General features: G+C 66.8%; 25 protein-coding genes and 1 tRNA gene. 15 read left to right on the top strand and 11 right to left on the bottom strand.

Annotation, left to right across the window (positions count from 1 at the left end):
- The first annotated feature begins 3 nt into the window (after positions 1–3).
- The 4 genes from prmA (at position 4) to CDO44_RS20360 (ending at position 3,761) form a co-directional block, all read left to right on the top strand.
- Positions 4–897: a 50S ribosomal protein L11 methyltransferase gene (gene prmA, locus CDO44_RS20375; protein WP_087782122.1), complete on the top strand. Its 894-nt coding sequence runs from the start codon at positions 4–6 to the stop codon at positions 895–897.
- A 12-nt stretch (positions 898–909) separates the two neighbouring features.
- Positions 910–2,133: a zinc-ribbon and DUF3426 domain-containing protein gene (locus CDO44_RS20370; RefSeq protein WP_087782121.1), complete on the top strand. Its 1,224-nt coding sequence runs from the start codon at positions 910–912 to the stop codon at positions 2,131–2,133.
- A gap of 5 nt (positions 2,134–2,138) precedes the next feature.
- Positions 2,139–3,095 carry a carbohydrate kinase family protein gene (locus CDO44_RS20365; RefSeq protein WP_087782120.1) on the top strand — a complete coding sequence of 319 codons (957 nt, stop codon included), beginning with the start codon at positions 2,139–2,141 and terminating at the stop codon, positions 3,093–3,095.
- Positions 3,096–3,260: 165 nt separating this feature from the next.
- Entirely contained in the window at positions 3,261–3,761 is a 501-nt protein-coding gene (locus CDO44_RS20360) for a glycine zipper 2TM domain-containing protein (protein WP_369824698.1), read from the top strand.
- Between the two features lie 105 nt (positions 3,762–3,866).
- On the opposite strand, the gene CDO44_RS20355 is transcribed toward CDO44_RS20360, so the two are convergent.
- The 7 genes from CDO44_RS20355 to CDO44_RS20325 all read right to left on the bottom strand — a co-directional run bounded on the left by CDO44_RS20355 (position 3,867) and on the right by CDO44_RS20325 (position 11,834).
- A complete protein-coding gene (locus tag CDO44_RS20355) occupies positions 3,867–4,424 on the bottom strand; it encodes a YggT family protein (protein WP_087782118.1) in 558 nt (185 codons plus the stop codon).
- 254 nt (positions 4,425–4,678) lie between these two features.
- Positions 4,679–5,179, bottom strand: coding sequence for a histone H1-like DNA-binding protein (locus CDO44_RS20350; protein WP_087782117.1), 501 nt, complete (start codon positions 5,177–5,179; stop codon positions 4,679–4,681).
- Between the two features lie 382 nt (positions 5,180–5,561).
- Entirely contained in the window at positions 5,562–6,728 is a 1,167-nt protein-coding gene (locus CDO44_RS20345) for a ribonucleotide-diphosphate reductase subunit beta (RefSeq protein WP_087782116.1), read from the bottom strand.
- A 27-nt stretch (positions 6,729–6,755) separates the two neighbouring features.
- The gene (locus tag CDO44_RS20340) at positions 6,756–9,653 is read right to left on the bottom strand and encodes a ribonucleoside-diphosphate reductase subunit alpha (RefSeq protein WP_087782115.1); all 2,898 of its coding nucleotides are present in this window, start codon (positions 9,651–9,653) and stop codon (positions 6,756–6,758) included.
- Positions 9,654–10,141: 488 nt separating this feature from the next.
- Positions 10,142–10,729 (bottom strand): 1,6-anhydro-N-acetylmuramyl-L-alanine amidase AmpD, encoded by a 588-nt coding sequence (ampD, locus tag CDO44_RS20335; RefSeq protein WP_087782114.1) that lies wholly within the window; start codon positions 10,727–10,729, stop codon positions 10,142–10,144.
- The gene (locus tag CDO44_RS20330; RefSeq protein ID WP_087782113.1) at positions 10,726–10,971 is read right to left on the bottom strand and encodes a PP0621 family protein; all 246 of its coding nucleotides are present in this window, start codon (positions 10,969–10,971) and stop codon (positions 10,726–10,728) included. The genes ampD and CDO44_RS20330 overlap by 4 nt, the downstream gene beginning before the upstream one ends.
- 11 nt (positions 10,972–10,982) lie before the next feature.
- Complete coding sequence (locus tag CDO44_RS20325) at positions 10,983–11,834, bottom strand: inner membrane protein YpjD (protein WP_087782112.1); 852 nt, start codon at positions 11,832–11,834, stop codon at positions 10,983–10,985.
- A 25-nt stretch (positions 11,835–11,859) separates the two neighbouring features.
- Here CDO44_RS20325 and ffh point away from each other — a divergent pair, with 25 nt between their 5' ends.
- The 6 genes from ffh to CDO44_RS20295 all read left to right on the top strand — a co-directional run bounded on the left by ffh (position 11,860) and on the right by CDO44_RS20295 (position 17,935).
- A complete protein-coding gene (ffh, locus tag CDO44_RS20320) occupies positions 11,860–13,278 on the top strand; it encodes a signal recognition particle protein (RefSeq protein ID WP_087782111.1) in 1,419 nt (472 codons plus the stop codon).
- A 42-nt stretch (positions 13,279–13,320) separates the two neighbouring features.
- Positions 13,321–14,463: an ABC transporter permease gene (locus CDO44_RS20315; RefSeq protein ID WP_087782110.1), complete on the top strand. Its 1,143-nt coding sequence runs from the start codon at positions 13,321–13,323 to the stop codon at positions 14,461–14,463.
- Positions 14,457–15,251, top strand: coding sequence for an ABC transporter ATP-binding protein (locus tag CDO44_RS20310; protein ID WP_087782109.1), 795 nt, complete (start codon positions 14,457–14,459; stop codon positions 15,249–15,251). Before CDO44_RS20315 ends, CDO44_RS20310 begins: the two co-directional genes overlap by 7 nt.
- On the top strand, positions 15,252–16,190 hold the full coding sequence (locus tag CDO44_RS20305; RefSeq protein WP_087782108.1) for an MlaD family protein: 939 nt from the start codon (positions 15,252–15,254) through the stop codon (positions 16,188–16,190).
- Complete coding sequence (locus CDO44_RS20300; protein WP_087782107.1) at positions 16,187–16,819, top strand: ABC-type transport auxiliary lipoprotein family protein; 633 nt, start codon at positions 16,187–16,189, stop codon at positions 16,817–16,819. The genes CDO44_RS20305 and CDO44_RS20300 overlap by 4 nt, the downstream gene beginning before the upstream one ends.
- A gap of 117 nt (positions 16,820–16,936) precedes the next feature.
- Positions 16,937–17,935: a tripartite tricarboxylate transporter substrate binding protein gene (locus CDO44_RS20295; protein WP_087782106.1), complete on the top strand. Its 999-nt coding sequence runs from the start codon at positions 16,937–16,939 to the stop codon at positions 17,933–17,935.
- 28 nt (positions 17,936–17,963) lie between these two features.
- Here CDO44_RS20295 and CDO44_RS20290 read toward each other — a convergent pair whose 3' ends face one another.
- Complete coding sequence (locus CDO44_RS20290) at positions 17,964–19,706, bottom strand: proline--tRNA ligase (protein WP_087782105.1); 1,743 nt, start codon at positions 19,704–19,706, stop codon at positions 17,964–17,966.
- An 83-nt stretch (positions 19,707–19,789) separates the two neighbouring features.
- Between CDO44_RS20290 and CDO44_RS20285 the strand changes: the two genes are divergently transcribed.
- Both CDO44_RS20285 and CDO44_RS20280 read left to right on the top strand, forming a co-directional pair.
- On the top strand, positions 19,790–20,362 hold the full coding sequence (locus CDO44_RS20285) for an RNA pyrophosphohydrolase (protein WP_087782104.1): 573 nt from the start codon (positions 19,790–19,792) through the stop codon (positions 20,360–20,362).
- A 58-nt stretch (positions 20,363–20,420) separates the two neighbouring features.
- Positions 20,421–21,029 (top strand): CNP1-like family protein, encoded by a 609-nt coding sequence (locus CDO44_RS20280; RefSeq protein ID WP_087782103.1) that lies wholly within the window; start codon positions 20,421–20,423, stop codon positions 21,027–21,029.
- An 85-nt stretch (positions 21,030–21,114) separates the two neighbouring features.
- Here CDO44_RS20280 and CDO44_RS20275 read toward each other — a convergent pair whose 3' ends face one another.
- From CDO44_RS20275 to ispB, 3 genes are all read right to left on the bottom strand, one after another.
- On the bottom strand, positions 21,115–21,498 hold the full coding sequence (locus tag CDO44_RS20275; RefSeq protein WP_087782102.1) for a secondary thiamine-phosphate synthase enzyme YjbQ: 384 nt from the start codon (positions 21,496–21,498) through the stop codon (positions 21,115–21,117).
- Between the two features lie 101 nt (positions 21,499–21,599).
- A tRNA-Pro gene (locus CDO44_RS20270) sits at positions 21,600–21,676 on the bottom strand.
- A gap of 72 nt (positions 21,677–21,748) precedes the next feature.
- Positions 21,749–22,714: an octaprenyl diphosphate synthase gene (gene ispB / locus CDO44_RS20265; protein WP_087782101.1), complete on the bottom strand. Its 966-nt coding sequence runs from the start codon at positions 22,712–22,714 to the stop codon at positions 21,749–21,751.
- 350 nt (positions 22,715–23,064) lie between these two features.
- Between ispB and rplU the strand changes: the two genes are divergently transcribed.
- The 3 genes from rplU to obgE form a co-directional block, all read left to right on the top strand.
- Complete coding sequence (rplU, locus tag CDO44_RS20260; protein WP_087782100.1) at positions 23,065–23,376, top strand: 50S ribosomal protein L21; 312 nt, start codon at positions 23,065–23,067, stop codon at positions 23,374–23,376.
- A gap of 68 nt (positions 23,377–23,444) precedes the next feature.
- The gene (gene rpmA / locus CDO44_RS20255; protein ID WP_087782099.1) at positions 23,445–23,702 is read left to right on the top strand and encodes a 50S ribosomal protein L27; all 258 of its coding nucleotides are present in this window, start codon (positions 23,445–23,447) and stop codon (positions 23,700–23,702) included.
- Between the two features lie 284 nt (positions 23,703–23,986).
- A partial coding sequence (gene obgE, locus CDO44_RS20250) for a GTPase ObgE (RefSeq protein WP_144389560.1) occupies positions 23,987–25,099 on the top strand: 1,113 nt, incomplete at its 3' end.

The following is a 25,099-nucleotide window of genomic DNA, read 5'->3' as shown; positions in this document are numbered from 1 at the left end:
GTCATGCGCGAACTGGTGTTCGATTGCGCCGAGCAACTGGCCGAGCCGCTGTCCGACGCGCTGCTGGACGCCGGTGTGCTGTCGGTATCCGTCGAGGATGCCGATTTCGGTACCGACGCGGAACGGCCGCTGTTCGGCGAGCCGGGGCTGGAGCCGGAAACCCAGGCGTGGTCGCGTAATCGCGTCGTGGCGCTGTTGCCCGACGGCGAGGATCCCGCCCAGATGCTGGCCGTCGCTTGCGCCGCCTGCGGGATCCCGGAAGCGCCCGCCTGGCAGTTGCGCGAAGTGCCGGACGCCGATTGGGTCCGGCTGACCCAATCGCAATTCGAGCCGATCGAGATCGAAGGCCGTGTCTGGATCGTGCCGACGTGGCACGAGGTGCCTGACCGTCCCGGGACGGTTTCCATCCGGCTGGACCCGGGGCTGGCTTTCGGCACGGGCAGCCATCCCACCACGCATCTGTGCCTGGCCTGGCTGGCGCGCCACCTGCGCCCCGGTTGCAGCGTGCTCGATTACGGCTGCGGTTCGGGGATCCTGGCGATTGCCGCGCGCAAGCTGGGCGCCGGCGAGACCGTGGGCATCGACATCGACCCGCAGGCGGTGCAAGCCGCCCAGGCCAACGCCACCGCCAACGGCGCGGAGGTCCTGACCGGACTGCCCGATGTGCGCCAGGGCTGGCGCGCTGACGTCGTGGTCGCCAACATCCTGTCCAACCCTCTCAAGGTGCTGGCCCCCATGCTGTGCGATCGCGTGCTGCCGGGCGGCGACCTGATACTGTCCGGCGTGCTCGAGCGCCAGGCCGAGGAAGTGGCGCAGGCCTATGCGCCGTGGCTCTCCCTGACCGTATGGCGCGCGCTCGACGGCTGGGTATGCCTGCACGGACAACGTCCGGCCTGACGGATCCGCCCCATGGTCCTCGCCACTCGCTGCCCCCACTGCGCCACGGCGTTCCGGGTCGTACCGGACCAGGTCAAGCTGCGCGGCGGCTGGGTGCGCTGCGGCGTGTGCAACGAGGCATTCGATAGCAGCGACAGCCTGATCGAGCTCGATCCCGCCGGCGGACCGCCCCGTCCCGTATCGCTCGGCGCGGCGCCCGTGCCAGACTCGTCGGGCGAACCGCTCGTGTTGCGCAAGCGTGGGGAGGGCTGGGTCGCGCCGCCTGCGCACGACGAGGCGGAGCCTCTGTCCATGCTCTATCCGCCGTCGCCCGCCGAGCCGGTGCTTGCGGCGGATCGGACTGCGAGTGAGGACGCGCCTGCGGCACCCGCCGTCCAGCTATCCACCGCCGACCAGCCGGCCGTGCCGGAGACGCCCGAAGCGGCGGCGTACCCGCCGCCCGCAGAGGAACTGCCCGTGGTGTTGCGATCCCGGCGCGTCATGGCGACGGGCGAGGCCGCTTCCTTGCCGGCCCACGACGCCCCGCAAGAGGCCGCGCCCCCGGTCGCGGTCACGACGCCGGATGCCGTGCCGGCCGTGGCCGTCGATCGTCCCCCCGAGCCGTTCGTCGCCGAGGCCAAGACCGGGTTTCCCGCGCCGCCGGATGCCGCGGATTTCCTCGACGACGAGACCCGGCAACGCCGGCGCCGCGCCCAATGGTTGTGGGGGCTCGCAGCCCTGGTCGCGCTGCTGGTCTTGATGGCCCAGGCGCTCTGGATCTTCCGCGCCGAACTGGCGACCCGCGTGCCGCAGCTGCGCCCGCTGCTCGAAGGCATGTGCCAGCGCTTGCAGTGCACGGTGGGTTATCCCCGCGCCCCCGAACTGCTGGTCATCGAGTCCTCGTCCGTCGAGCCTTGGTCGCCGGAGTCCCCCGGGTTCGCCCCGCCCATCGCCGATCCGCAGGACGCCGCCGCGGAGGAGCCTTCCGAGGTGGTGCTGCCGGTGCGCCGGCTGGCGCTTCGCATCGTGCTGCGCAATCGCGCCGCCTTCCCGCAGTCCTGGCCGGCCATCGAGTTGTCGCTGATGGATTTGTCGGACGCGGTGGCGGCCCGCCGCATCCTGCAACCGTCGGTGTATCTGCCGCCGCAGGATTTCGCCAAGCCGCTGGGCCCGCTCGAAGAACGGACCCTGCGGATTCCCATCGAAACCATCGACGCGCACGCCACCGGCTACCGCGTCGCCATTTTCTATCCCTGATCGCCATGGCCCATCCCGAAACCGCCCCCGTCATCATCTGCGGCTCCGTAGCGTTCGATACGATCATGGTGTTCGAGGGCAAGTTCCAGGAACACATCCTGCCCGAGCAGGTGCACGCCCTGAGCGTGTCGTTCCTGGTGCCGTCGATGCGCAAGGAGTATGGCGGCTGCGCGGGTAACATCGCCTACAACCTGCGCCTGCTCGGCGGCACGCCGGTGCCGGTGGCCACGGTCGGAGAAGACTCGGGCGATTATCTGCGCCGGATGCGCGAGCAGGGCATCAACGTCGATTGGGTGAAAGTCGTTCCCGGCACCTTCACCGCGCAGTGCTTCATCACCACCGACCTGGTCGACAACCAGATCACGGCCTTCCATCCGGGCGCCATGTCGGCGGCGGCCAGCAACGACCTGACCGCGGCGCCGGGCGTCTGGGGCATCGTCGCGCCGGACGCCAAGGAGGGGATGTTTGCCCATGCGCGGCGTTTGCACGCGCGGGGAATTCCGTTCATTTTCGACCTTGGCCAGGCGATGCCGCTGTTCGACGGCGACGATCTCGAGGAAATGCTGGCATTGGCGCAGGTGTTGACCGTCAACGACTACGAGGCCCACGTGGTCGAGCAGCGCACCGGCCGCAGCATGGCCGACATCGCGTCGGGCCTGCAGGCGGCCATCGTCACCCGTGGAGAAAAGGGATCGACGCTGCTCACCAATGGCCGCGAGGTCCATATCGATCCGGTCAAGGCCGAGGCCGTGGTCGATCCGACAGGATGCGGCGACGCCTATCGCGCCGGCCTGCTGTACGGCATCACCCTGGATTGGCGCTGGGAAGATTGCTGCAAGCTTGCCAGCCTCATGGGGGCCATCAAGGTGGGCAGCCGCGGGCCGCAGAACCATCACGTCAGCCGCGACGAGATCTCGGCACGGCTTGAGCGCAGCTACGGACTGACACTGCCCAGAGGCTGAGAAGCGTGCCGCCGCCGTCATGGTTTGAAACAACCTTGCCCGCCAGATGCAAGAGTCCGGCGGCCCGAATTCGAACCGGCGCGGTATAAATCCAGTCCAAAGACTTGTTATTCACCAATAAGATAGTGCTGCGGCACCTATCCGCTTTCCCATCAGGATGGCTCTATGAATCGATCTATTTCGTCTATTCCCCAGGCCGCCGGACGCGGCCGCGCCATGGCCGTCGCGGCGGCACTGTCCGCGCTGGCGTTGCTGGCCGGGTGCGCGACGGGTAGCAATTCGGCCTCCGTGTACGAGCGCAACCAGGCCCAGCGTGAGCAGGTGGTGCGGCTTGGCACGGTGGAATCGGTCCGGGAGGTCACCATCGACCGCGGCCAGACCGGTGTCGGCACGGCCGGCGGCGCCATCATCGGCGGAGTGGCCGGCAGCAGCATAGGCGGAGGCCGCGGCCAGATCATCTCCTCGGTCCTCGGCGCCATTGCCGGCGGTATCGCCGGCCAGGCGGTCGAAGGCGGATTGTCCAAGCGTACCGGCCTGGAAATCACCGTCCGCTTCGAGAACGGCGAGGTGCGCTCCATCGTCCAGGAGGCCGACGAGAAGTTCTATGTGGGCGACCGGGTCCGCGTGTTGAGCGGTACCGGCGTGACGCGGGTGACGCACCTGTAGGCTTTCGCCAGGCGCCGGAACAAGACGGGCAGGCCGGGCGGCAGCGATGCCGACCGGCCTGCCCGTCGGTTTTTTGCGAGCCCGAGGCAGGCGCGGGCGCTGCGTCTACAGCCCGAATATGGGCAGCCCGATACGGGACAGCACCATCAACGCGATCTGCGTCAGCAGGAACAGCACCAGCGGCGACAGGTCCAGCCCGCCCAGCGAGGGCAGGATGCGGCGGATCGGATCGAGCAGCGGCGCGGTCAGCGCGTACAGGACCGGCATCGCCGGCGCGCTGGGGTTCACCCACGACAGGATGGCCATCAGCAGCGTTACCCACATGACCAGGTTGATGCCCCATTTGAGCATCAAGAGCAGTGCGATCCACAGTCCATCGGGCAGGATGGACAGCGGGTTGGCGCCGCCCAGCAGCATGACCGCCGCCAGGTAGACCAGCGCCGTCAACCAGGCGGCCGCCACGCAGGCCCAGTCTATGCCCCCTCGGCCGCCGAGCACCCGCCGCAGCGGAATCACGATCCAGTCGGTAACCTGGAACACCGTGCGCGAAACAGGGTTGTACGGCGGCAGCCGGACGAACTGCAGCCACAGCCGCAGCAGCAGCACTGCGCCGTACAGCGTGAAGACGATATTGAGCAGGAATCGGGCAATGTCGCCGAACATGGAAGCTCCGGTTGGCGCCTGTCCCGCAGGCGGAATGGGGGGCTCTGATTGTATAGTACAGTCCCCCCCTACGCCCTTACGGGCGCCCCCGGGGACGATGCGGATCCGGCTTTGCCGGTCCGCCAGCGCCGCCCCCTTGTGGGGGAGCGGCCAAAGGCCGCCAGGGGGTGGGCTTCCTCGGGGAAATAAAAACCCCGCCCAAGCTTGCGCGTGGGCGGGGCCGAATCAGAGCGCAAGGCGCTCCGATTGATCGCTTACGGACGGCTGCCCGTAGGGAAAGGCCAAGCTGCTGCGGGATTGAGGGCCGTTTTTGCGCCCGGCGCTGCCGCGGTGGACGGCGCAGGGGCAGGCTTCTTGGCAGCAGGCTTCTTGGCAGAAGCCTTTTTGGCGGCGGGCTTCTTGGCCGCAGCCTTCTTGGCCGGAGCCTTCTTGGCAGCGGTCTTCTTCACCGCAGCCTTTTTGGCCGGGGCCTTCTTGGCAGCAGTCTTCTTCACCGCGGCTTTCTTGGCCGGAGCCTTCTTGGCAGCGGTCTTCTTCACCGCGGCTTTCTTGGCCGGAGCCTTCTTGGCAGCGGTCTTCTTCACTGCGGCTTTCTTGGCCGGGGCCTTCTTGGCTGCAGTCTTCTTCACTGCGGCTTTCTTGGCCGGAGCCTTCTTCGCCGCTACCTTCTTCACTGCCGCCTTTTTGGCCGGGGCCTTCTTGGCCGGGGCTTTCTTGGCTGCCGCCTTCTTCGCGGCCTTCTTGGCTGTCGCCATGGTCTGCTCCTTTACGAGACGTTCAGGGACCCAGAACACGAACCCGCTCGGACCATCCTCACGGGCTATTCATCGGCGCAAGCCCTACTGATGAACAACTGCCTCAACAGCGGAATCAGTTTGCGCTAATGAATGCTGCACACAGCCATTCGACATAACCCGCAACCGGTGCGACCCATGTCGAATGACTTGGCAAGCGGTTTCCCGCCTGCCGGATGACGTCTCCGTTTGCCCGGCCGCCGCCGCCTTGTGTTCGACAAAGCAGCATGCGCAGGGGCCGGATGGTGCGCTGGGCGGGGGCTCCTGCCCCACGCGCCCGCGTCTGAACATCATCCGGGCCCTGCCGGGCGCCCGAAGGCGCCTGATCCTGTTTACGTGCGTTCTAGTCCCAGCTCAGCGCTCCGCCGGTCTGGTATTCGATCACACGCGTTTCAAAGAAGTTGCGTTCTTTCTTCAAGTCAATCATTTCCGCCATCCACGGGAAGGGGTTCTCTTCCTGCGGGAACAGCGGCTCGATACCGATCTGCTGGCAGCGGCGGTTGGCGATGAAGCGCAGGTACGACTTGAACATCGGCGCATTCAGGCCCAGCACGCCACGCGGCATGGTGTCTTCGGCGTAAGCGTATTCGAGTTCGACCGCTTTGCGGAAGAGGCCGCGAACCTCTTCGCGGAATTCCGGCGTCCAGAGGTGCGGATTTTCGAGCTTGATCGTGTTGATGAGATCGATGCCGAAATTGCAGTGCATGGACTCGTCCCGCAGGATGTACATGTACTGCTCGGCGGCGCCGGTCATCTTGTTCTGCCGGCCCAGCGCCAGGATCTGGGTGAAGCCGACGTAGAAGAACAGGCCTTCCATCAGGCATGCGAAGACGATCAGCGACTTGAGCAGTTTCTGGTCGGCCTCCGGCGTACCCGTCTTGAAGTCCGGGTCGGCGATGGCGTCGATGAAGGGGATCAGGAATTCATCCTTGGCGCGGATAGACGGAACTTCGTTGTAGGCGTTGAAGATTTCCGACTCGTCCAGGTCCAGGCTTTCGACGATGTATTGATAGGCGTGGGTGTGGATCGCCTCCTCGAAGGCCTGGCGCAGCAGGAACTGCCGGCACTCCGGGGCGGTGATGTGGCGATACGTGCCCAGCACGATGTTGTTGGCCGCCAGCGAGTCGGCCGTGACGAAGAATCCCAGGTTGCGCTTGACGATGCGGCGCTCGTCCTCGGTGAGGCCGTTGGGGTTCTTCCACAGCGCGATGTCGCGCGACATGTTGATTTCCTGCGGCATCCAGTGGTTGGCGCAGGTGGCCAGGTATTTCTCCCAGGCCCACTTGTACTTGAACGGGACCAGCTGGTTGACGTCCGTCTGGCCATTGATGATGCGTTTGTCGGCGATGTTGACGCGGCGCGAGGAGGCGGCGCCGGCGGGCGCAGCGGCGCCCGAGGCCAGCGCGACCTCGTCGAATGCGCCGCCCGACTGGCGCGGCGCGGCAGCCCCGGCCGGCTGGGGGGCCGGCGGGGCAGTGTTGGCGGATACTTCTTCGTCCCAAGACAGCATAGATCGACTCCGGTGTTCAGCGGGGGGTTATTGGCAGGCTTCGCACTCTTCGAAGCCAGGATCACCCGGCTTCATGGTGCACACCGCCCCGACGATTTCCGGTTCCGGAAGATTGGTGCCCGCCGCGGACACGCCCGCATTGGACGACGCCATGGGCACGGCGTTCAATTCGCCGCCGCGTCCGGTCGACTTTTCAGCGCTCGTCGCACCCAGGGTGCGCAGGTAGTACGTGGTCTTCAGGCCGCGCTGCCAGGCCAGCTTGTACGTGTCATCGAGTTTCTTGCCCGACGCGCCCGCCATATAGATATTGAGCGATTGCGACTGGTCGATCCATTTCTGGCGCCGCGCCGCGCACTCGACGAGCCAGCGGGGTTCCACCTCGAAGGCCGTCGCGTACAGTTTGCGCAGCTCGGGAGGCACCCGGTCGATCTTGGCGAGACTGCCGTCGAAGTACTTCAAGTCTGCGATCATCACCTCGTCCCACAGCCCGAGCTTCTTGAGATCACGAACCAAGTAATCGTTGACGATCGTGAATTCGCCGGAGAGATTCGATTTGACGTACAAGTTCTGATAAGTCGGTTCAATGCACGCAGATACACCAATGATATTGGAAATCGTTGCCGTCGGGGCAATAGCGATGCAATTGGAATTGCGCATGCCGTGCAGTTTGATGCGCTCACGCAACGCATTCCAGTCCATGGACGCGCTTTCGTCGACGTCGACGTAGCCGCCGCGCTCTTCGCGCAGCAGCTTGATGGAGTCCTGCGGAAGAATGCCGCGGTCCCACAGCGAGCCTTCGAACGACGAGTAGCGGCCGCGTTCCTCGGCCAGTTCGGTCGAGGCGAGGTAGGCGTAGTAGCACACCGCTTCCATCGAGCGGTCGGCGAATTCGATGGCGGCGTCAGAGGCGTAGGGCACGCGCATGATGTGCAGCGCGTCCTGGAAACCCATGATGCCCATGCCGACCGGGCGGTGGCGCAGGTTGGAGTTGCGCGCCTTGTCGACCGCGTAATAGTTGATGTCGATCACGTTGTCGAGCATGCGCATGGCCACGCGAATGGTGCGGCGGAGCTTCTCGTGGTCGAGTTCGACGGTGCCGTCGGCGTTGGTCTTCAGGTGGGCGACCAGGTTGACCGAGCCCAGGTTGCAGACCGCGATTTCCGACTCGTTGGTGTTGAGCGTGATCTCGGTGCACAGGTTGGAGCTGTGGACGACGCCGACGTGCTGCTGGGGCGAGCGGATGTTGCACGGATCCTTGAACGTGATCCACGGATGGCCGGTCTCGAACAGCATCGACAGCATCTTGCGCCACAGGGTGACGGCCGGGATCTTCTTGAACAGCTTCAGTTCGCCGCTGGCGACCTTGGCCTCGTAGCCCAGGTAGGCCTTCTCGAATTCCTTGCCGACCTTGTCGTGCAGGTCCGGGCAGTCGGAGGGCGAGAACAGGGTCCATTCGGCGTTGTCCATGACCCGCTTCATGAACAGGTCGGGAATCCAGTTGGCCGTGTTCATGTCGTGGGTGCGGCGGCGCTCGTCGCCGGTGTTCTTGCGCAGCTCGAGGAATTCCTCGATGTCCAGGTGCCAGGTTTCCAGGTACGTGCAGACGGCACCCTTGCGCTTGCCGCCCTGGTTGACCGCCACCGCGGTGTCGTTGACCACCTTCAGGAAGGGAACGACGCCCTGGCTTTCGCCGTTGGTGCCCTTGATGTGGCTGCGCAGCGCCCGCACCGGGGTCCAGTCGTTGCCGAGGCCGCCGGCATACTTGGCCAGCAGGGCGTTTTCCTTGATGGCGTCGTAGATGCTTTCCAGGCTGTCGGCCACCGTGGTCAGGTAGCACGACGACAGCTGCGAGTGCAGGGTACCCGAGTTGAAAAGGGTCGGCGTCGAGCTCATGAAGTCGAACGACGACAGGATCCGGTAGAACTCGATGGCGCGGGCCTCGCGCTCCTTTTCCTCGATGGCCAGGCCCATGGCGACGCGCATGAAGAAGGCTTGCGGCAGTTCGATGCGCGTGCCCTTGATGTGCAGGAAGTAGCGGTCGTAGAGGGTCTGCAGGCCGAGGTAGGTGAATTGCAGGTCGCGGGTGTGGTCCAGCGCCGCGCCCAGGCGGGCCAGGTCGAAGGTGGCCAGCTTGGGATCGAGCAGGCCGCCTTCGATGCCGCGCGCGATGAACTGCGGGAAATAATCCGCATAGCGGGTTGCCATGGCGTCCTGTTCGACCTCCTCGCCCAACACTTCCTTGCGGATGGTGTGCAGCAAGAGACGTGCCGTGACGGTGCTGTAGGCCGGATCCTTCTCCAGCTGGGAGCGGGCGGCGAGAATGGCGGACTTGAAGATCTCGTCGGTGGAGACGCCGTCGTACAGGTTCTTGACGGTTTCCGCGAAGATGCCTTCGGCGGACACGAATTCTTCCAGGCCCGTGCACGCGGCCTGGATGATGGCCTGCAGGTGCTGCGGGTCCAGCGGGATGCGCAGGCCGTTCTCGGTGGCGTGCAGCACGGGCTGGTCGGGTTCGGTATGCATCAGGGCGCGCTGCTGGGCGCGTTTTTCCCGGTACAGCACATAGGCGCGCGCGACGTCATGCTCGCCGGAGCGCATCAGCGCCAGTTCCACCTGGTCCTGGATGTCTTCGATATGCACGGTGCCGCCGCTGGGCTGGCGCCGGATCAGCGCGTGCACGACTTGCTTGGTGAGGGTCTCGACCAGTTCGCGCACGCGCGCGGACGCTGCGCCCTGGCCGCCGTTGACGGCCAGGAAGGCCTTGGTCAGCGCGATCGAGATCTTGCCGGGCTCGAATCCGACCACGGCGCCGTTGCGCCGGATGACCTTGTAGTCGGAGTACGCGGTTTGTTCGGCCTCGAGCGGTGCGGGCTTGGAAGCGAGCGGCGCAGCGTTCGGTTGGGCCGAGGGAGTCGAGAGTTGCATAAGGCCTCCTGGATGCATGAAGGCGCGGGATGGGGCCGCGCCGGTACTCGGGTGTTCTGGGATTTGATGCGGACTAAAAATTCGGGACTACAAGGGCGTCAGGCCGCGCCGGAGCGCGACTTGGGGCCTAACGACGAAGTGCGAGGCGGCAGCGGCCGCCGCACGTCCGGGCTGGTATGGATAAGCCATGTTTTCCCCTCCCTTGCGGCACGGCACTACATCTAGTGGTGTGTGACCGGCGAGGCACTAATTCTAGGGGGGGGCGAATTTTACGGCAAGTGTCAAAATGTTGCTGTGAGAGAGAATCCGGCGCTCGCATAGGTAAATAGGACACTAATTTTTAGACAGCGAGCAATGGCGCGTGTTTCACGCGGAAAGGCGCAAGAATCGCTCGTGAAATGCGGCATTTGCAGCGCGTGAAACAGCGCTGCCTGGCTTTTGCGCGAGGGCGTGATTCTACAGGCGATGGGTGTCTGCCATGGTGGGGGCTAGGACGGCAGGGCTCGTCCGCTCCATCCGGCTTCCCTACCGTAGCGCGGCCAGTCGAAGGCGGGGCCCGGGTCGGTCTTGCGGCCGGGGGCGATGTGTTCGTGGCCGCGGACGGCATCCAGCGGATAGCGGTCGCGCAGGGCGGGGGTGAGCCAGGCGAGCGACCGGTACTGCGCGTCGGTGAAAGGCCGGGTGTCGCAGCCTTCGAGTTCGACGCCGATGGAGAAGTCGTTGCAGCGTTCCCGGCCGGCGTGGCAGGACACCCCGGCATGCCAGGCCCGCTGCTCGGTGCTGGCGAACTGGACGATGGCGCCGGTCCGGTCGATGAGGAAATGGGCCGAGACCTTGAGGCCGCGCAGGCAATCGAACCAGGGATGGGCGTCGCAATCGAGGGTGTTGGTGAACAGGGCCTCGACGTGGGGGCCGCCGAATTCCCCCGGCGGCAGGCTGATGTTGTGCAGGACCAGCAGCGAAACCTCGGTTCCGGCCGGCCGTTCGTCGACGTTGGGCGACGGCACGATGCGGACGGCCGGGTGGTCGAGCCAGCCGCGCCGGTCGAGGCGGGCCGGCGTGTCGAGCGGGCTCACGGGCGTGGTCCCTTGAGCGAGTGGGCCAGGGTGCAGTAGTTGTAGCCTTTGCGCCGGACCGCCTCGGACGGGGGCAGGTGGATGCCGCAGTGCGCGCAGCGGACCATGCGGTCGGCGGGAAATCGCGTGGTGTCGGTACGCCGGGCCTGGCGGCGATGGCCCTTGACGGCGCTGCGTGCCGCGATGCGGGCCACCAGCAGCGCGACGACGATGACGAAAACCCAGAAAAGAAGCTTGCCCATGGGCGGAAAGGTCACTTCCTCAAGATGAATTCAAGGACGAACCGGGTGCCGGTATAGGCCAGCAGCAGGAAGGCGAAGCCGACGAGCGTCCAGCGCAGCGCGATGCGGCCGCGCCAGCCCCAGATCTGCCGGCCGAGCAGCAGCATTCCGAACGTCATCCATGACAGCAGCGTGAAGACGGTCTTGTGGTCGAGGGGCAGGGCGGTGCCGGACAGCGATTCGGAAATGACGATGCCGGTGACGACGGCCAGCGTCAGCAGCACGAAGCCAACCCAGATCAGGCGGAACAGCAGGCGCTCGAGCACCAGCAGCGGCGGCACGGCTTCGAACAGGCGCGCGTAGACCCGCGCCGAATGGCGGGGCTGGGGCGGGTTGCTGGCGGAGATGTCATGCAGCCGGCGGTCGGCGGAGGCCATCAACAGCGCATGCAGGGCGGCGATGGTGATCATGCTGTAGGCCGCCAGGGCAATGGCCAGGTGCACCCGCAGCCAGCCGCTGTCGGCATGGGCGATGATGCGCCCTTCGGGGAAGACGACCACCAGCAGCGTGCCGACCATGGCCAGCGGCATCAGCCACAGGCGCAGGCCGTCGATCGCGACCCACAGGCTCTCGGCCCAGAACACGACCAGGCCCAGCCACAGCGCGGCCGAGATTCCGAGCGCGAAGCCGAGTTTCAGGTTGCCGTCGCCCAGCATCGCCTGCTGGACCGCGAGGCCGTGCACGATCAGCACCAGCGCCAGCCCCAGGCGTTCGGCGGGGCCGGTCCGGGCTTCGGGGTGCAACGAGACGGCCCGCCATGCGAGCACCGTCAACAAGGCGTAACCGGCCGCGGCCAGTGCGTGCAATACAATTCCCATATCCATATGGAAGTGTAAGCGAATCCCATTCATGCTCGATAACCTTACCGCCCGGCTGTCCCGCGTCGTCAAAACCCTGAAGGGGGAGGCCCGGCTGACCGAGGCGAACACGCAGGAAATGCTGCGCGAAGTGCGCCTGGCCCTGCTCGAGGCGGACGTCTCGCTGCCGGTCGTGCGCGAGTTCATCGCGCGGGTCAAGGAAAAGGCGCTGGGCGAGGACGTCACGGGCAGCCTGACGCCGGGCCAGGCGCTGGTGGGCGTCGTCCACAAGGAATTGACCTCGCTGATGGGCGGCGACCTCGGCCCCCACGCGAGCGAGCTCTCGCTCGCCCAGCAGCCGCCGGCCGTCATCCTGATGGCCGGCCTGCAGGGCTCTGGCAAGACCACCACCACCGGCAAGCTGGCGCGCTGGCTGGCCGAGGGCGGCCATGTGCAGAACGGGCGCAAGACCGGCAAGAAGAAGGTCCTCGTGGTCAGCGCCGACGTCTATCGCCCGGCCGCCATCGAGCAATTGAAGACCGTGGCGGCCCAGGCCGGGGTCGATTTCCTGCCCTCGTCCACCGACCAGACGCCCGAGGCCATCGCCCGCAACGCGCTCGACCATGCCCGCCGCCATCACTACGACGTCCTGATCGTCGACACCGCGGGGCGCCTGGGCATCGACGAAGCGCTGATGAACGAGATCCGCGCCCTGCACGCCCTGCTCGATCCCATCGAGACGCTGTTCGTGGTCGATGCGATGCTGGGGCAGGACGCGGTCAACGTCGCCAAGGCCTTCAACGACGCGCTGCCCCTGACCGGCGTGGTCCTGACCAAGCTCGACGGCGATGCGCGCGGCGGCGCGGCGCTGTCGGTGCGCCACGTGACCGGCAAGCCGCTCAAGTTCGTCGGCGTATCCGAAAAACTCACCGGCCTGGAACCTTTCCATCCCGAGCGCATGGCGCAGCGGGTCCTGGGCATGGGCGACATCCTGTCGCTGGTGGAAGAAGCCCAGCGCGCCATCGACGTCGACGAGGCGCAGAAGCTGGCCGCCAAGCTCAAGTCGGGCGACAAGTTCGACTTGAACGATTTCCGCGCGCAGATCGCGCAGATGAAGAACCTGGGCGACATGGGCTCGCTGCTCGAAAAGCTGCCGGCGCAATTCGCCCAGGCGGCCTCGCAGGTCGACAGCAAGCAGGCCGGCAAGCAGATCCGCCGCATGGAAGGCATCCTGAACTCCATGACCGAGCTCGAGCGCGCAAAGCCCGAGCTCATCAAGGCTTCGCGCAAGCGCCGCATCGCCGCCGGCGCCGGCGTGCAAGTGCAGGAGGTCAACCGCATGCTGTCCCAGTTCGAACAGATGCAGGCCATGATGAAGCAGATGAAAAAGGGCGGCATGGCCAAGATGATGCGCGCCATGGGAGGCATGAAGGCGCTCAAGGGCATGAAAGGCTTGCCCGGATTCAAGTAAAGCGCGGACAATCCCGCTTTCCTCGTCCAGTACCCAGGAGCGATGAGCGCAGCCCCGCAGCCCGGACGTCTGATATGGGACCCCGCCTCCGGCGCCGGCCGCCTTTCGGTCGAGGGCGATTGGACGCTCGCCGGGTTCGAGGCGCTGCGGCGCGAGGCCGGGCGATTCCCCGCCGGCGCGCAGGTTCGCGCGGTCGACCTGAGCAAGCTGGGGGCGCTCGATACCGCGGGCGCCGCGCTGCTGGTCGATCTGCTCGGCGCCGAACGGTTGCCGGCGCTGATCGCTGCCGGGCCGGCCCTGGACGAATCGCGCCGCGCCCTGCTGGCCACCATCATCCAGGCACAGGCCGCCGTCCAGGCGGCCCAGCCGCCCGCGCGGCCGTCGCCGGCGGCCGAATTGCTCGGGCGCATAGGCTGGGCAGCGGAGGTTTTCTGGAAGCATGGCGTGGGCCTGTGCGGCTTCATCGGGCTCACACTGGAAACCCTGCTCCGCTCGCTGTTCCGCCCCCGCTCCTGGCGCGTCACCGCCACGATTGCCCAGATCGAACAGATCGGGCTCAACGCCGTGCCCATCGTGGCGCTGCTCACCTTCCTGGTAGGCGCCGTCGTGGCCTTCCTCGGCGCCACCGTGCTGCGGGATTTCGGCGCCACCCTCTATACGATCAACCTCGTCGGATTTGCCTTCCTGCGCGAATTCGCCGTACTGCTGACCGCCATCCTGATGGCCGGCCGCACCGCCAGCGCCTTCACCGCGCAGATCGGCTCCATGAAGGCCAACGAGGAAATCGACGCCATCCGGGCGCTGGGGCTGGATCCCATCAACATGCTGGTGCTGCCCCGGGTCCTCGCCATGCTGGTCTCGCTGCCGGCGCTGACGTTCATGTCCATGCTGACCGGCATCGCCGGCGGAATGGTCGTGTGCGCATGGAGCCTGGACATCCCGCCGTCGCTGTTCCTGTCCACCTTGCGCGAAAGCCTGGATGTGCGGCACTTCTACGTGGGCATGGTGAAGGCGCCGGTCCTGGCCTTCGTCATCGCCGTCATCGGCTGCCTGGAGGGCTTCAAGGTCAGCGGCAGCGCGCAATCGGTGGGCGAGCACACCACCTCCAGCGTGGTGCAGGCCATCTTCATGGTGATCCTGATCGATGCCCTGGCGGCGTTGTTCTTCATGGAGATGGGATGGTGACCGCGGTCGAACCCATCGTGCAGGTCCGCGGCCTGGTCAACCGGTTCGGGGCCCAGGTCGTGCACGACGGCCTCGACCTGGACATCCGACGCGGGGAAATCCTCGGCGTGGTGGGCGGCTCGGGGTCGGGCAAGTCGGTGCTGCTGCGCTCCATCGTCGGATTGCGCCGGCCGACCGCGGGCAGGGTGACCGTGTTCGGGCAGGAGCTGGGCGGCTTGCCCCCGGCGGACCGGTCCCGGCTGGAGCGCCGCATGGGCGTGCTGTTCCAGCGCGGGGCGCTGTTTTCGTCGCTAAGCGTGACCGAGAACGTCGCCTTGCCGCTGATCGAGCATGCCGGGTTGGCGCGGCCCGAGGCCGAGCGCCTGGCGCGGCTCAAGCTTGCGCTGGCCGGCCTGCCGGTCGACGCGGGCGACAAGGCGCCGGCCGCGCTGTCGGGCGGCATGGTCAAGCGCGCCGCCCTGGCACGGTCGCTGGCGCTGGATCCGGACCTGCTGTTCCTGGACGAGCCGACCGCCGGGCTCGATCCCATCGGCGCGGCCGCCTTCGACAACCTGATCCGTACCCTGCGCGACGCGCTGGGCTTGACCGTTTTTCTCGTGACCCACGATCTGGACACCTTGTACGCCATTTGCGACCGGGTGGCGGTGCTGTCGCAGCGCAAGGTGCTCGTCGTCGACAAGCTGGAAGTGGTGGAGCGGGTCGACGACCCGTGGGTGCAAGAGTATTTCCAGGGGCCGCGCGGACGGGCGGCCGCAGGCGCGGCCCGGGCGCTGCGCAAGGAGACGTAGATGGAAACCCGTGCGCATCATGTCGTGATCGGCCTGTTCCTCGTCATTGCCGTGACGGGAGCGCTGCTGTTCGGGCTCTGGCTGGCCAAGACGCATTCGAACGCCAGCGTGGCGCAATTCGACGTCGTCTTCAACGAGGCCGTCAACGGCCTGTCCGAAGGCAGCGCGGTCATGTACAGCGGCATCAAGGTGGGCGACGTGGCGCGGCTGCGGCTCGATCCCGTCGATCCGCGCAAGGTCGTGGCGCGCATACGCATCGCCGGCGACGTGCCCATCAAGGAAGATACCGTGGCCCGGCTGCGGCTGACCGGCGTGACCGGTACCGCGGTGATCCAGCTGAGCAGCGGCACTCCGCAGAGCCCGCCCCTGCGCGGCAACGGCGACGACGTACCGGTGATCGTCGCCGCGCCGTCGCCCTTCACCCAATTGCTCGCGGGCGGCGAGGACCTGATGCTGAACATCAACGAACTGGTCATCAGCGCCCGGCGCATGATGTCGGTCGAGAACGCGGACCAGTTGACGCGCATCCTGCACAACCTGGAGGAGACCACCGGCGCCCTGGCCGCCCAGCGGGAGGATTTCGGCCGGCTGTCGGCGCAGTTGTCCGAGGTGGGCAAGCAGACGTCGGTCGCCCTGGAGCAGGCCTCGTCGTTGATGCGGCATGCCGACGAGCTGGTCGGCGGGCAGGGCAAGCAGACCATGGCAAGCGCCCAGCAGGCCATGGCGTCGCTGGCCCGGGCCAGCGACAGCATCGACCAGCTGGTGCAGGAAAACCGCGGCGCGCTGGGCAACGGCGCGCAAAGCCTGAACGAACTGGGCGGGGCTCTGCGGGAAATGCAGGCCACGCTGGCATCCCTTAGAAGCATTACGCGGCGCCTGGAGGACAACCCGGCCAATTACCTGCTGGGCCGCGAGCAACCCAAGGAGTTCACCCCATGACGATGACGGGTCTTTTCCTGCGAGGCGCGGGGGCGTGCGTCCTGGCGCTGGCGGCATCGTGCTCGCTGCTGCCGGAACAGAAGATCGTGACCGTCTACCGGCTGCCGACGTCCCTGGCCGCGGCGCAGGCCGGGACCGGCGCGGACACCGGCAAGTCGCTGCGGATCCGGATGCCGCATGCCAGTGCCGTACTGGAAAGCGCGCGCATCGCCGTCATCGTCGAGGGCGACCAGGTCAGCAACTATGGCGGCGCGCGCTGGACCGACGTGCCGCCGGCCCTCGTGCGCGACAAGCTTGCCGCCGCTTTCCGGGCGGACGGACGGATGGCGTCCGTGACCACATCCGACAGCAATGTCCGTGCCGATCTGGAGCTGGATACCGACCTGCGCGCGTTCCAGAGCGAATATCGCGGCTCGGCCCCGTATGCGGTGGTCGGAGTCAATGCCCGGCTGATCTCGCCCTCGACGCGGCGCGTGCTGGCTTCGCGCAGCTTCGAGGCAGCCCTGCCCGCGGAAGGGGTGGAGGTGCCCGCGGTGGTCACGGCTTTCGGCCAGGCCAGCGATGCCGTGGCGGCCGAAATCGTGAAATGGGTGGTGGTCCAGGACACCGGCGGCGATGCCGGCCGCTGACCCCGATGGATGGCCATGTTGTAGATAAGATCAACTATATAGTTGACTTTGGCAATTAGTTGGCCGAGACTCGTCCATGCGGTGACGAGTGGAACCATCCATCGAGGAGACTCCAGAATGACAGGCTTGACCGGCGAGCTTTCGTCGCCGGCGGCGATCGCGCGCGGGCTGGCGGCCGTATGCGCGGGAGCCGCCGCCCTATGCGCGGTTCCGGCCGCGGCCCAGGACTACCCCTCCAGGACCGTGCAGGTCATCGTGCCCTTTCCTCCCGGCGGACTGACCGATGGGCTGGTCAGGCAGCTGGCTGCCGAGCTGAGCCAGAAGTGGAAGCAGAGCGTGGTGGTGGAGAACCGGGGCGGAGGCGGCACCACCATCGGCACCGCGCAGGTGGCCAGGGCCCAGCCCGACGGACATACGCTGCTGTTTACCAGCACGGGGTTCGTGACCAACCAGATCCTGATGAAGTCCCTGCCATACGAGGCCGATGCCCTTGCGCCGGTGGCCATGGGCGGCACCGCGCCCAACGTCCTGTACGTCCATCCCGGCGTGCCGGCCAGGACAGTGGGGGAGCTGGTGGCCCACGCCAAGGCGCATCCCGGCGCCGTGCGGTTCGCCTCGACAGGCAACGGATCCAGCCCGCACCTGACGGCCGAGCTGTTCGCCGCCCGTGCAGGCATTTCCATGCTGCACGTCCCCTATAAGGGAGCCGGCCCGGCCCTGGCCGACCTGCTGGCCGGGCACGTGAATGCGATGTTCCATTTCCCGGCCTCGCTGGCGCTGGCAAGGCAGGGCAAGCTGCGGGCCCTGGCGGTAGCCGCCGACGAACGCATGCCCGATGCGCCGGAAGTACCCTCGGTGGCCGACGCGGGCGTGCCGGGCGTGGTATCGGGAAGCTGGTTCGGGTTCTTCGCGCCGGCCGCCACGCCCGAGGCCGTGAAGGACAAGATCCACAGGGACGTGGCCGAGGCCTTGCAGGCGGAGCCCGTGCAGCGCTATCTGCGGGAGTCCGGCATGGTGTCGCCGCCGATGTCGCGCGCCCGGTTCGGCGAGTTCATCGCCAACGAGCGCCGCAAGTGGGCCGAGATCATCAAGGCGCGCAACATCCGGCTGGAGTAGGGCGGCCGGGCGCGGCCCGGCCGGCGGCTCAGTTCGCCTGTTCCAGCTTGGCCAGCGTGGCGGCCAGTCCCTCGGCAACCGCCACCTTGGCGGCCGCTTCGTCGCCGCGGCCCTGGATCTCGATCTGTCCGTCCTTCAGGCCGCGATCGCCCACGGTCACCCGCACCGGCACGCCTATCAGTTCCCAGTCGGCGAACATCACGCCCGGGCGCTCGTCGCGGTCGTCCAGGATCGCGTCCACGCCCGCTTCCTTCAGTCCCTCGTAGAGCTTGGTGGCCGCTTCGCGCACCGCCTCGCTCTTGCCCCAGCCGACCGGGCAGACCACCACTTCGAAGGGGGCCAGCGCGCGGGGCCAGCGGATGCCGCGGGCATCGTGGTGCTGCTCGATGGCCGCGCCCAGCAGGCGCGTGACGCCTATGCCATAGCAGCCCATTTGCAGCAGGGCCGGCTTGCCGGTCTCGTCCAGGTAGGTCGCCTTCAAGGCTTCCGAGTACTTGGCGCCGAGGAAGAACACGTGGCCCACCTCGATGCCGCGCTGGATCGCCAGGGTGCCGGTGCCGTCGGGGGCCGGGTCGCCTTCGACGACGTTGCGCAGGTCGGCCACGAGGTCCGGCTCGGGCAGGTCGCGTCCCCAGTTGACGCCGGTGTAGTGATGGTCGGCCTGGTTGGCGCCGGTGACGAAATCGTGCATGTTGGCGACCGTGCGGTCGGCCACGACCTTGACCGGCCTGGCGGTGCCGACGGGGCCGATGAAACCCGGCACGCACCCGAAGTGCTCGACGATCTCGGCATCGGTGGCGAAGCGGTAGCCGCGATCCAGGCCGGCGATCTTGCCGGCCTTGATCTCGTTCAGCTCGTGATCGGCGCGCAGCAGCAGGAGCCAGATCTCGGCCGGCCGGCCGGCTTCTTCCGGTTCGGCGGCGAGCACCACCGACTTGACGTGGCGCTCGAGCGGCAGTCCCAGCAGCTCGGCCACGGCCTCGCACTTGGTCGCGCCAGGCGTGGGGACCTTCTGCAGCGGCTGCCCGGCGGCGCCGCGCTCGGCGATCAGGCAGGGGGCCTCGGCCAGCTCGATGTTGGCGGCATATTGGGTGGCGGGGTTATAGACGATGAGGTCTTCGCCGGTATCGGCGATCACCTGGAACTCGTGGCTGCGCGAGCCGCCGATCGAGCCGGTGTCGGCCGCCACGGCGCGGAAGGCCAGCCCCATGCGGGTGAAAATCCTCATGTACGCGTCGTACATCGCGTCATAGCTCTTCTGGGCGCCGGCCTCGTCGCGGTCGAAGGAGTAGGCGTCCTTCATCGTGAACTCGCGGCCCCGCATGACGCCGAAGCGCGGCCGGCGCTCGTCGCGGAACTTGGTCTGGATGTGGTAGAAGTTCTTGGGCAGCTGGCGCCAGCTGTGGATTTCATTGCGGGCGATGTCGGTGATGACTTCTTCCGAGGTGGGCTGCAGCACGAAGTCGCGGCCGTGGCGGTCCTTGATGCGCAGCAGTTCGGGCCCGTACTGTTCCCAGCGGCCGGACTCCATCCACAGCTCGGCCGGCTGGACCACCGGCATCAGCAGTTCGAGCGCGCCGGCCCGGTTCATTTCCTCGCGGATGATGGTCTCGACTTTGCGGATCACGCGCAGGCCGATAGGCATGTAGGTATAAATGCCGCCCGCCAGCTTGCGGATCATGCCCGCGCGGGTCATGAGTTGATGGCTGACGATTTCGGCGTCGGACGGTGCTTCCTTGAGGGTGCCGATATGGAACTGCGATGCGCGCATTGCGTTGCTCACGTGGATGGGTACGGGTTTGGCCCCCTGGGCCTATAATCGACTCAATTGTATGAGAATCGCTGGGGTGGCTCATGCTGGATCGTGAAGGTTACCGTCCCAACGTCGGCATCATCCTCGTCAACCAGAAGAACGAGGTCTTCTGGGGTAAGCGCGTCAACGAACATTCCTGGCAGTTCCCGCAGGGCGGCATCAAGCACGGCGAAAGCCCCGTCCAGGCGATGTTCCGCGAACTCCATGAAGAAGTGGGCCTGCGGCCCGAGCATGTCCGCATATTGGGTCGAACACGCGACTGGTTGCGCTATAACGTGCCCGAACACTTCGTCAGGCGGGAATGGCGCGGGCATTACAAAGGGCAGAAGCAGATCTGGTTCCTGCTTCGCATGCTGGGTCGCGACTGCGATGTCTGCCTGCGCGCGTCCTCGCATCCTGAATTCGACGCGTGGCGCTGGAGCTCCTACTGGGTGCCCCTGGAGTCCGTGATCGAGTTCAAGCGCGACGTCTACACGCTTGCCTTGAACGAGCTGGCGGTGGTCCTGTTTCGCCGCAGCCACGAAACCCGCTATCTGCGCCAGCACGTCGGCTCGCACCGGCGCGGCCAGGCCGAGCCGCAGCCGGCGCTTCCCGGGGAAGTTCAGGAGGGGTGACCCACCCTGCGCGCGGTTCGGGTATCGTGGAAGTTGCGACACGTAGTGGAAGAGGATTATGCATAGTGATTTCGGCGGGCGGCGCGTGGCGCGGTCCGCAAGCCGGGCGGCGGCCTGGATCGGGGCGGGATGCCTGGCCGTGGTTCTTGCCGCCTGCGGCAGCCAGCCTCGCGGCGAAGGCAACTATCTGTTGGACGACATCGATGCCCAGCGCAACCTGCCGGATGCCGGATGGGATGCGCTGAAGTCCAAGCTGCCGCCGGTCCCTACCGAGAAGGACGTCCTGCCCATCGAACCCCTGGCCCGCACCGAGCATTTCCGCTTCGGCGTGGACCCGCGCTCCATCGAGATCGCGCCCGGCCTCATCGTGCGCTATACCCTGCGCGCGGTGAGCGACATGGGGGCGGAGAACATCTCGTACGAGTCGGTCCGCTGCGGTACGCGGGAATGGCGCACCGTGGCCTTGTACCGCCCGGACTCGGGCTGGCAGCGGCCGGTGCACGACGAATGGCGCGGTGTGGCTCACGGTACGGTCCAGCACGTGCTGCGCAACGGCGTCTTCTGCACGGGCGGCGGCCCGGCCGGCGCCAAGCCTGCCGATCTCGCGTATCGGCTGCGCAATTGGGAGCGCTACGCCGACGGCCTGGCCGGACGCAACACGCAATGAGTCCCGGGCGGTTCGCCGCCTGCGGCGCTCAGCACCCCACCAGCGTAACGATGATGCGCCGCCGGTGCGGGCGCAGCCGGTGCTCCTACAGATAGATTCCCTGCCAGGTCCCCAGCGCCAGATCGGCGCCGGTCAGCGGCACCGCCACGCTCACCGCCGTCAGGGCCGCCCGCACGTGGGCGGGCATGTCGTCCGGGCCTTCGGCATCGTGCGCATAGAGCGGGTCGCCATCGGGCACTAGGCGGCCGAAGTAGCGCTCCAGGTCGGCGCGTACGTCGGGATCGGCGTTTTCGGTGATCAGCAGCGAGCAACTGGTATGGCTGGCGAATACGTGCGCCACGCCGGCCTGCATGCCGCTCGCGCGGGCGACGCGCCGGACGGGCTCGGTGATCTCGACGAGGCCGCGGCCGGCGGTATCGACGGTGAATGCGTGCTGGGCCACGGAGGCGGGGGAAGGGGAGGTTTTCATGGCACGGGCGGGGATTGGGCGCGAGAGGCCCAAAACAAAAACGCACAGCTTGAACTGTGCGCTTGCGTGCCTGGCTACAGGCTTTTTTTCGACCAGATGAATGGTCGGGGCGAGAGGATTCGAACCTCCGACTCCTGCGTCCCGAACGCAGTACTCTACCAGGCTGAGCTACGCCCCGACTTGTCGGTCCGGCTTGTCTGCGAAAGCGGGAGGTTGTGCCACCCGCCAAGCGGAAAAACCGTTTTTGCTTTCAGCGATCTCTGTTGATCGCGAAAGCGCAGAATTCTAGCAGAGATTCGCGGAAAGCGGAAACGGGATAGGCCGAAATGGCGGCGATGGCCGCCTGCGCTTCCGTCCGGGCACGGGCCCGGGTGTAATCCAGGGCATCCGAATCCCGGATGGCGGCGGCCACGGCAACGAAATCGCCTTCGCCGTTCTCGATGGCGGTGCGCACCAGCGCCTGCTGCGCCGGGGTGCCCACGTCCAGCAGGCGGATCAGCGGCAGCGTCGGCTTGCCTTCGCGAAGGTCGTCGCCCAGGTTCTTGCCCAGGGCCTCGGCGTCGCCGCTGTAGTCCAGCACGTCGTCGATGAGCTGGAAGGCGGTGCCCGCGCGCCGGCCGTACTCCGCCGCCGCCGCCTCGTGTTCGGGGGTGGCGCCCGCCAGCACTGCGCCGAGCTGGGCGGAGGCCTCGAACAGCCGAGCGGTCTTGTAGCGCACTACCTGCAGGTAGCGTTCCTCGGTGACCAGCGGGTCGTGCACGTTGAGCAGTTGCAGCACTTCGCCTTCGGCGATGACGTTGGTGGCGTCGGCCAGGATCTGCATCACGCGCACCGAGCCGGTCTCGACCATCATCTGGAAGGAGCGGGAGTGCAGGAAATCGCCCACCAGCACGCTGGCGGCATTGCCGAACACCGCGTTGGCGGTCGCCCGCCCCCGCCGCAGGGCCGACTCGTCGACCACGTCGTCGTGCAGCAGGGTGGCGGTATGGATGAATTCCACGACGGCGGCCAGCAAGTGATGCTGTTGCCCCTCGTAACCCAGCGCGCGCGCGATCATCAGCAAGAGGGCCGGGCGCATCCGCTTGCCGCCGGCGCCGATGATGTAGTCGGCAATGGTGCGGATGAGCGGGACGTCGGAATCGAGTCGTGCCCGGATGACGGCATCGACGCTCTTCATGTCGTCGGCGATGGGGGCGAACAGGGTCGGCAGGCTCAAGAGGAATCCGTGGGTAAACTGGCTGGCCGCAGCCAGAAGTGCGACAAATGCCGAAATACGAGGACCGGCGGCGAATTATTCTGGGTAAGACCCGGGTGCGAAGCGTCGGGCGAGACGCCTTTCCCCGGCAGCAACAGAATTATACGAGGCTGGGCGAAGCGCGGCGGATGGGTTGACGCATGGCCGCAATTGATGTTATTTTTTAAAGTTCAGTTCCCCCAGGGTTAGCTATTGGGTCAGCCATTTTTGGGCGGTCCGATCCCCGTGCGGGAGCAGGTTTGCGGTTTTTCTTGCGGTGCGGGAATCCAACCGTCCCTATCCGTAGTTCTTTGTACCTAAGAGGTCATCCCATGTACGCGGTCATAAAAACCGGCGGAAAGCAGTATCGTGTTGCCGCTGGCGAAAAACTCAAGATAGAACAGATACCGGCAGACATCGGGCAGGAAATCACGCTGGACCAGGTCCTGGCAGTGGGCGAAGGCGATCAGATCAAGATCGGCGCGCCGCTTCTGTCCGGTGCCGTGGTCACGGCCAAGGTTCTTGCACACGGTCGCCACGACAAGGTCCGCATCTTCAAGATGCGTCGGCGCAAGCATTACCAGAAGCGCCAAGGCCACCGTCAAAACTACACCGAAATCCAGATCGGCACCATCTCCGCCTGATCGCGAGCCGGCTCGGCCGGCTATCGGACGTAGGCAAGAATCGGTAACTGAACAAGCAGGAGTGCAACATGGCACAGAAAAAAGGCGGCGGTTCCACCCGGAACGGCCGCGATTCCGAAGCGAAACGCCTGGGCGTCAAGGCCTTCGGCGGTGAACTGATCCCCGCCGGCTCGATCATCGTGCGCCAGCGCGGCACGCGTTTCCATCCCGGCGTCAACGTCGGCGTGGGCAAGGACCACACCCTGTTCGCGCTGGTCGACGGTCGCGTGCAGTTCGGCGTGAAAGGCGCCCTGCGCAAGCAGACCGTCTCGATCGATCCGGTCTGATCGGACCCCCTGTCCGTCAGACCCGCGCCGACGCGCTCCCCGGGAGGGCGTCGGCGGACCGGCCAGGCAGGAGCCGCCGGACCTTTGGTGCCGAAGGGCAGTGCCGCCGCGCCCCAAGCGTGGGGGCTTTTTTTTTATGATCGCGCTAGCATGAAGGCTGGCACGATCGGTTCATCAACTGTTTTGGAACCCCGCCGCCGCCCGATCCAGGGTGCGGTGGATCCGGCTTTGCCGGTCCACCCGCACCGTCCCCTGGCGGGCGCGCGCAGCGCGTAGGGGGGGGCATGAAGTTTGTCGACGAAGCCACCATCGAGGTTATTGCCGGTAAAGGCGGCAATGGCGTGGCGAGCTTTCGCCGCGAGAAATTCATTCCTTTCGGGGGACCCGATGGCGGGGACGGCGGCCGGGGCGGCAGCGTGTATGCGGTGGCCGACCGCAACATCAACACGCTGATCGACTACCGCTATGCCCGTATCCACCGGGCCCAGAACGGCGAGCAGGGCAGCGGCTCGGACCGCTACGGCGCAAGCGGCAGCGACATCACGCTGCGCATGCCCGTGGGCACCATGGTATACGACGCCGAGACCAACGAGCTGCTGTTCGACCTCGCCACCCACGGCCAGAAGGTCGTGCTGGCGGCGGGGGGCAACGGGGGCCTGGGCAACCTGCATTTCAAGTCCAGCACCAATCGCGCGCCGCGCCAGTTCACGCACGGTCGTCCCGGCGAGCAGCGCAAGCTGCGGCTCGAGCTCAAGGTGCTGGCCGACGTGGGCCTGCTGGGGATGCCCAACGCAGGCAAGTCCACGCTGATCCGCAAGCTGTCGAATGCGCGGCCCAAGGTGGCGGACTATCCTTTCACCACCCTGCACCCCAACCTGGGCGTGGTGCGCACCGATGCCGAGCGCAGCTTCGTCATTGCCGACATCCCCGGGCTGATCGAAGGGGCGTCCGAAGGAGCGGGCCTGGGCCACCAGTTCCTGCGCCACTTGTCCCGTACGCGCCTGCTGCTGCACCTGGTCGACGTGGCGCCCATGGATCCTTCCGTCGACCCCGTCCATGAAGCGCGCGCCATCGTCGAGGAGCTGCGCCGCTACGATCCGGCCCTGTACGAGAAGCCGCGCTGGCTGGTGCTCAATAAAATCGACATGGTGGACGATCCGCAAGGATTGAAGGAGGCGTTCTGCCTCGAGTTCGGCTGGGAAGGCCCGGTGTTCTGCATCTCCGCCCTGGCCGGGGACGGAACCCAGGAACTGGCCTGGGCCGTCCAGAACTGGCTGGACGAGCAGCGCGAGGCCGAGCAGGGATTCGCCGACGATCCGCGCTTTGCCGCGGCGCAGCGGCCGGCCGAGGCTGCGGCCACGGGCCGCCGGCCCGCGCGGCCAGTGCCGGCCGGCGGC

The sequence above is a fragment of the Pigmentiphaga sp. NML080357 genome, assembly GCF_002188465.1.
Classification (GTDB): Bacteria; Pseudomonadota; Gammaproteobacteria; order Burkholderiales; family Burkholderiaceae_B; genus Pigmentiphaga.
This window is presented reverse-complemented; position numbering and strand designations above follow the sequence as displayed.

Excerpts from the sequence above, each read along its gene's own strand:
- prmA (WP_087782122.1), top strand. The coding sequence starts at position 4 with ATGCGCGAACTGGTGTTCGATTGCGCCGAGCAACTGGCCGAGCCGCTG.
- CDO44_RS20370 (WP_087782121.1), top strand. The coding sequence starts at position 910 with ATGGTCCTCGCCACTCGCTGCCCCCACTGCGCCACGGCGTTCCGGGTC.
- CDO44_RS20365 (WP_087782120.1), top strand. The coding sequence starts at position 2,139 with ATGGCCCATCCCGAAACCGCCCCCGTCATCATCTGCGGCTCCGTAGCG.
- CDO44_RS20360 (WP_369824698.1), top strand. The coding sequence starts at position 3,261 with ATGAATCGATCTATTTCGTCTATTCCCCAGGCCGCCGGACGCGGCCGC.
- CDO44_RS20355 (WP_087782118.1), bottom strand. The coding sequence starts at position 4,424 with ATGTTCGGCGACATTGCCCGATTCCTGCTCAATATCGTCTTCACGCTG.
- CDO44_RS20350 (WP_087782117.1), bottom strand. The coding sequence starts at position 5,179 with ATGGCGACAGCCAAGAAGGCCGCGAAGAAGGCGGCAGCCAAGAAAGCC.
- CDO44_RS20345 (WP_087782116.1), bottom strand. The coding sequence starts at position 6,728 with ATGCTGTCTTGGGACGAAGAAGTATCCGCCAACACTGCCCCGCCGGCC.
- CDO44_RS20340 (WP_087782115.1), bottom strand. The coding sequence starts at position 9,653 with ATGCAACTCTCGACTCCCTCGGCCCAACCGAACGCTGCGCCGCTCGCT.
- CDO44_RS20330 (WP_087782113.1), bottom strand. The coding sequence starts at position 10,971 with ATGGGCAAGCTTCTTTTCTGGGTTTTCGTCATCGTCGTCGCGCTGCTG.
- CDO44_RS20325 (WP_087782112.1), bottom strand. The coding sequence starts at position 11,834 with ATGGATATGGGAATTGTATTGCACGCACTGGCCGCGGCCGGTTACGCC.
- ffh (WP_087782111.1), top strand. The coding sequence starts at position 11,860 with ATGCTCGATAACCTTACCGCCCGGCTGTCCCGCGTCGTCAAAACCCTG.
- CDO44_RS20315 (WP_087782110.1), top strand. The coding sequence starts at position 13,321 with ATGAGCGCAGCCCCGCAGCCCGGACGTCTGATATGGGACCCCGCCTCC.
- CDO44_RS20310 (WP_087782109.1), top strand. The coding sequence starts at position 14,457 with ATGGTGACCGCGGTCGAACCCATCGTGCAGGTCCGCGGCCTGGTCAAC.
- CDO44_RS20305 (WP_087782108.1), top strand. The coding sequence starts at position 15,252 with ATGGAAACCCGTGCGCATCATGTCGTGATCGGCCTGTTCCTCGTCATT.
- CDO44_RS20300 (WP_087782107.1), top strand. The coding sequence starts at position 16,187 with ATGACGATGACGGGTCTTTTCCTGCGAGGCGCGGGGGCGTGCGTCCTG.
- CDO44_RS20295 (WP_087782106.1), top strand. The coding sequence starts at position 16,937 with ATGACAGGCTTGACCGGCGAGCTTTCGTCGCCGGCGGCGATCGCGCGC.
- CDO44_RS20290 (WP_087782105.1), bottom strand. The coding sequence starts at position 19,706 with ATGCGCGCATCGCAGTTCCATATCGGCACCCTCAAGGAAGCACCGTCC.
- CDO44_RS20285 (WP_087782104.1), top strand. The coding sequence starts at position 19,790 with ATGCTGGATCGTGAAGGTTACCGTCCCAACGTCGGCATCATCCTCGTC.
- CDO44_RS20280 (WP_087782103.1), top strand. The coding sequence starts at position 20,421 with ATGCATAGTGATTTCGGCGGGCGGCGCGTGGCGCGGTCCGCAAGCCGG.
- CDO44_RS20275 (WP_087782102.1), bottom strand. The coding sequence starts at position 21,498 with ATGAAAACCTCCCCTTCCCCCGCCTCCGTGGCCCAGCACGCATTCACC.
- rplU (WP_087782100.1), top strand. The coding sequence starts at position 23,065 with ATGTACGCGGTCATAAAAACCGGCGGAAAGCAGTATCGTGTTGCCGCT.
- rpmA (WP_087782099.1), top strand. The coding sequence starts at position 23,445 with ATGGCACAGAAAAAAGGCGGCGGTTCCACCCGGAACGGCCGCGATTCC.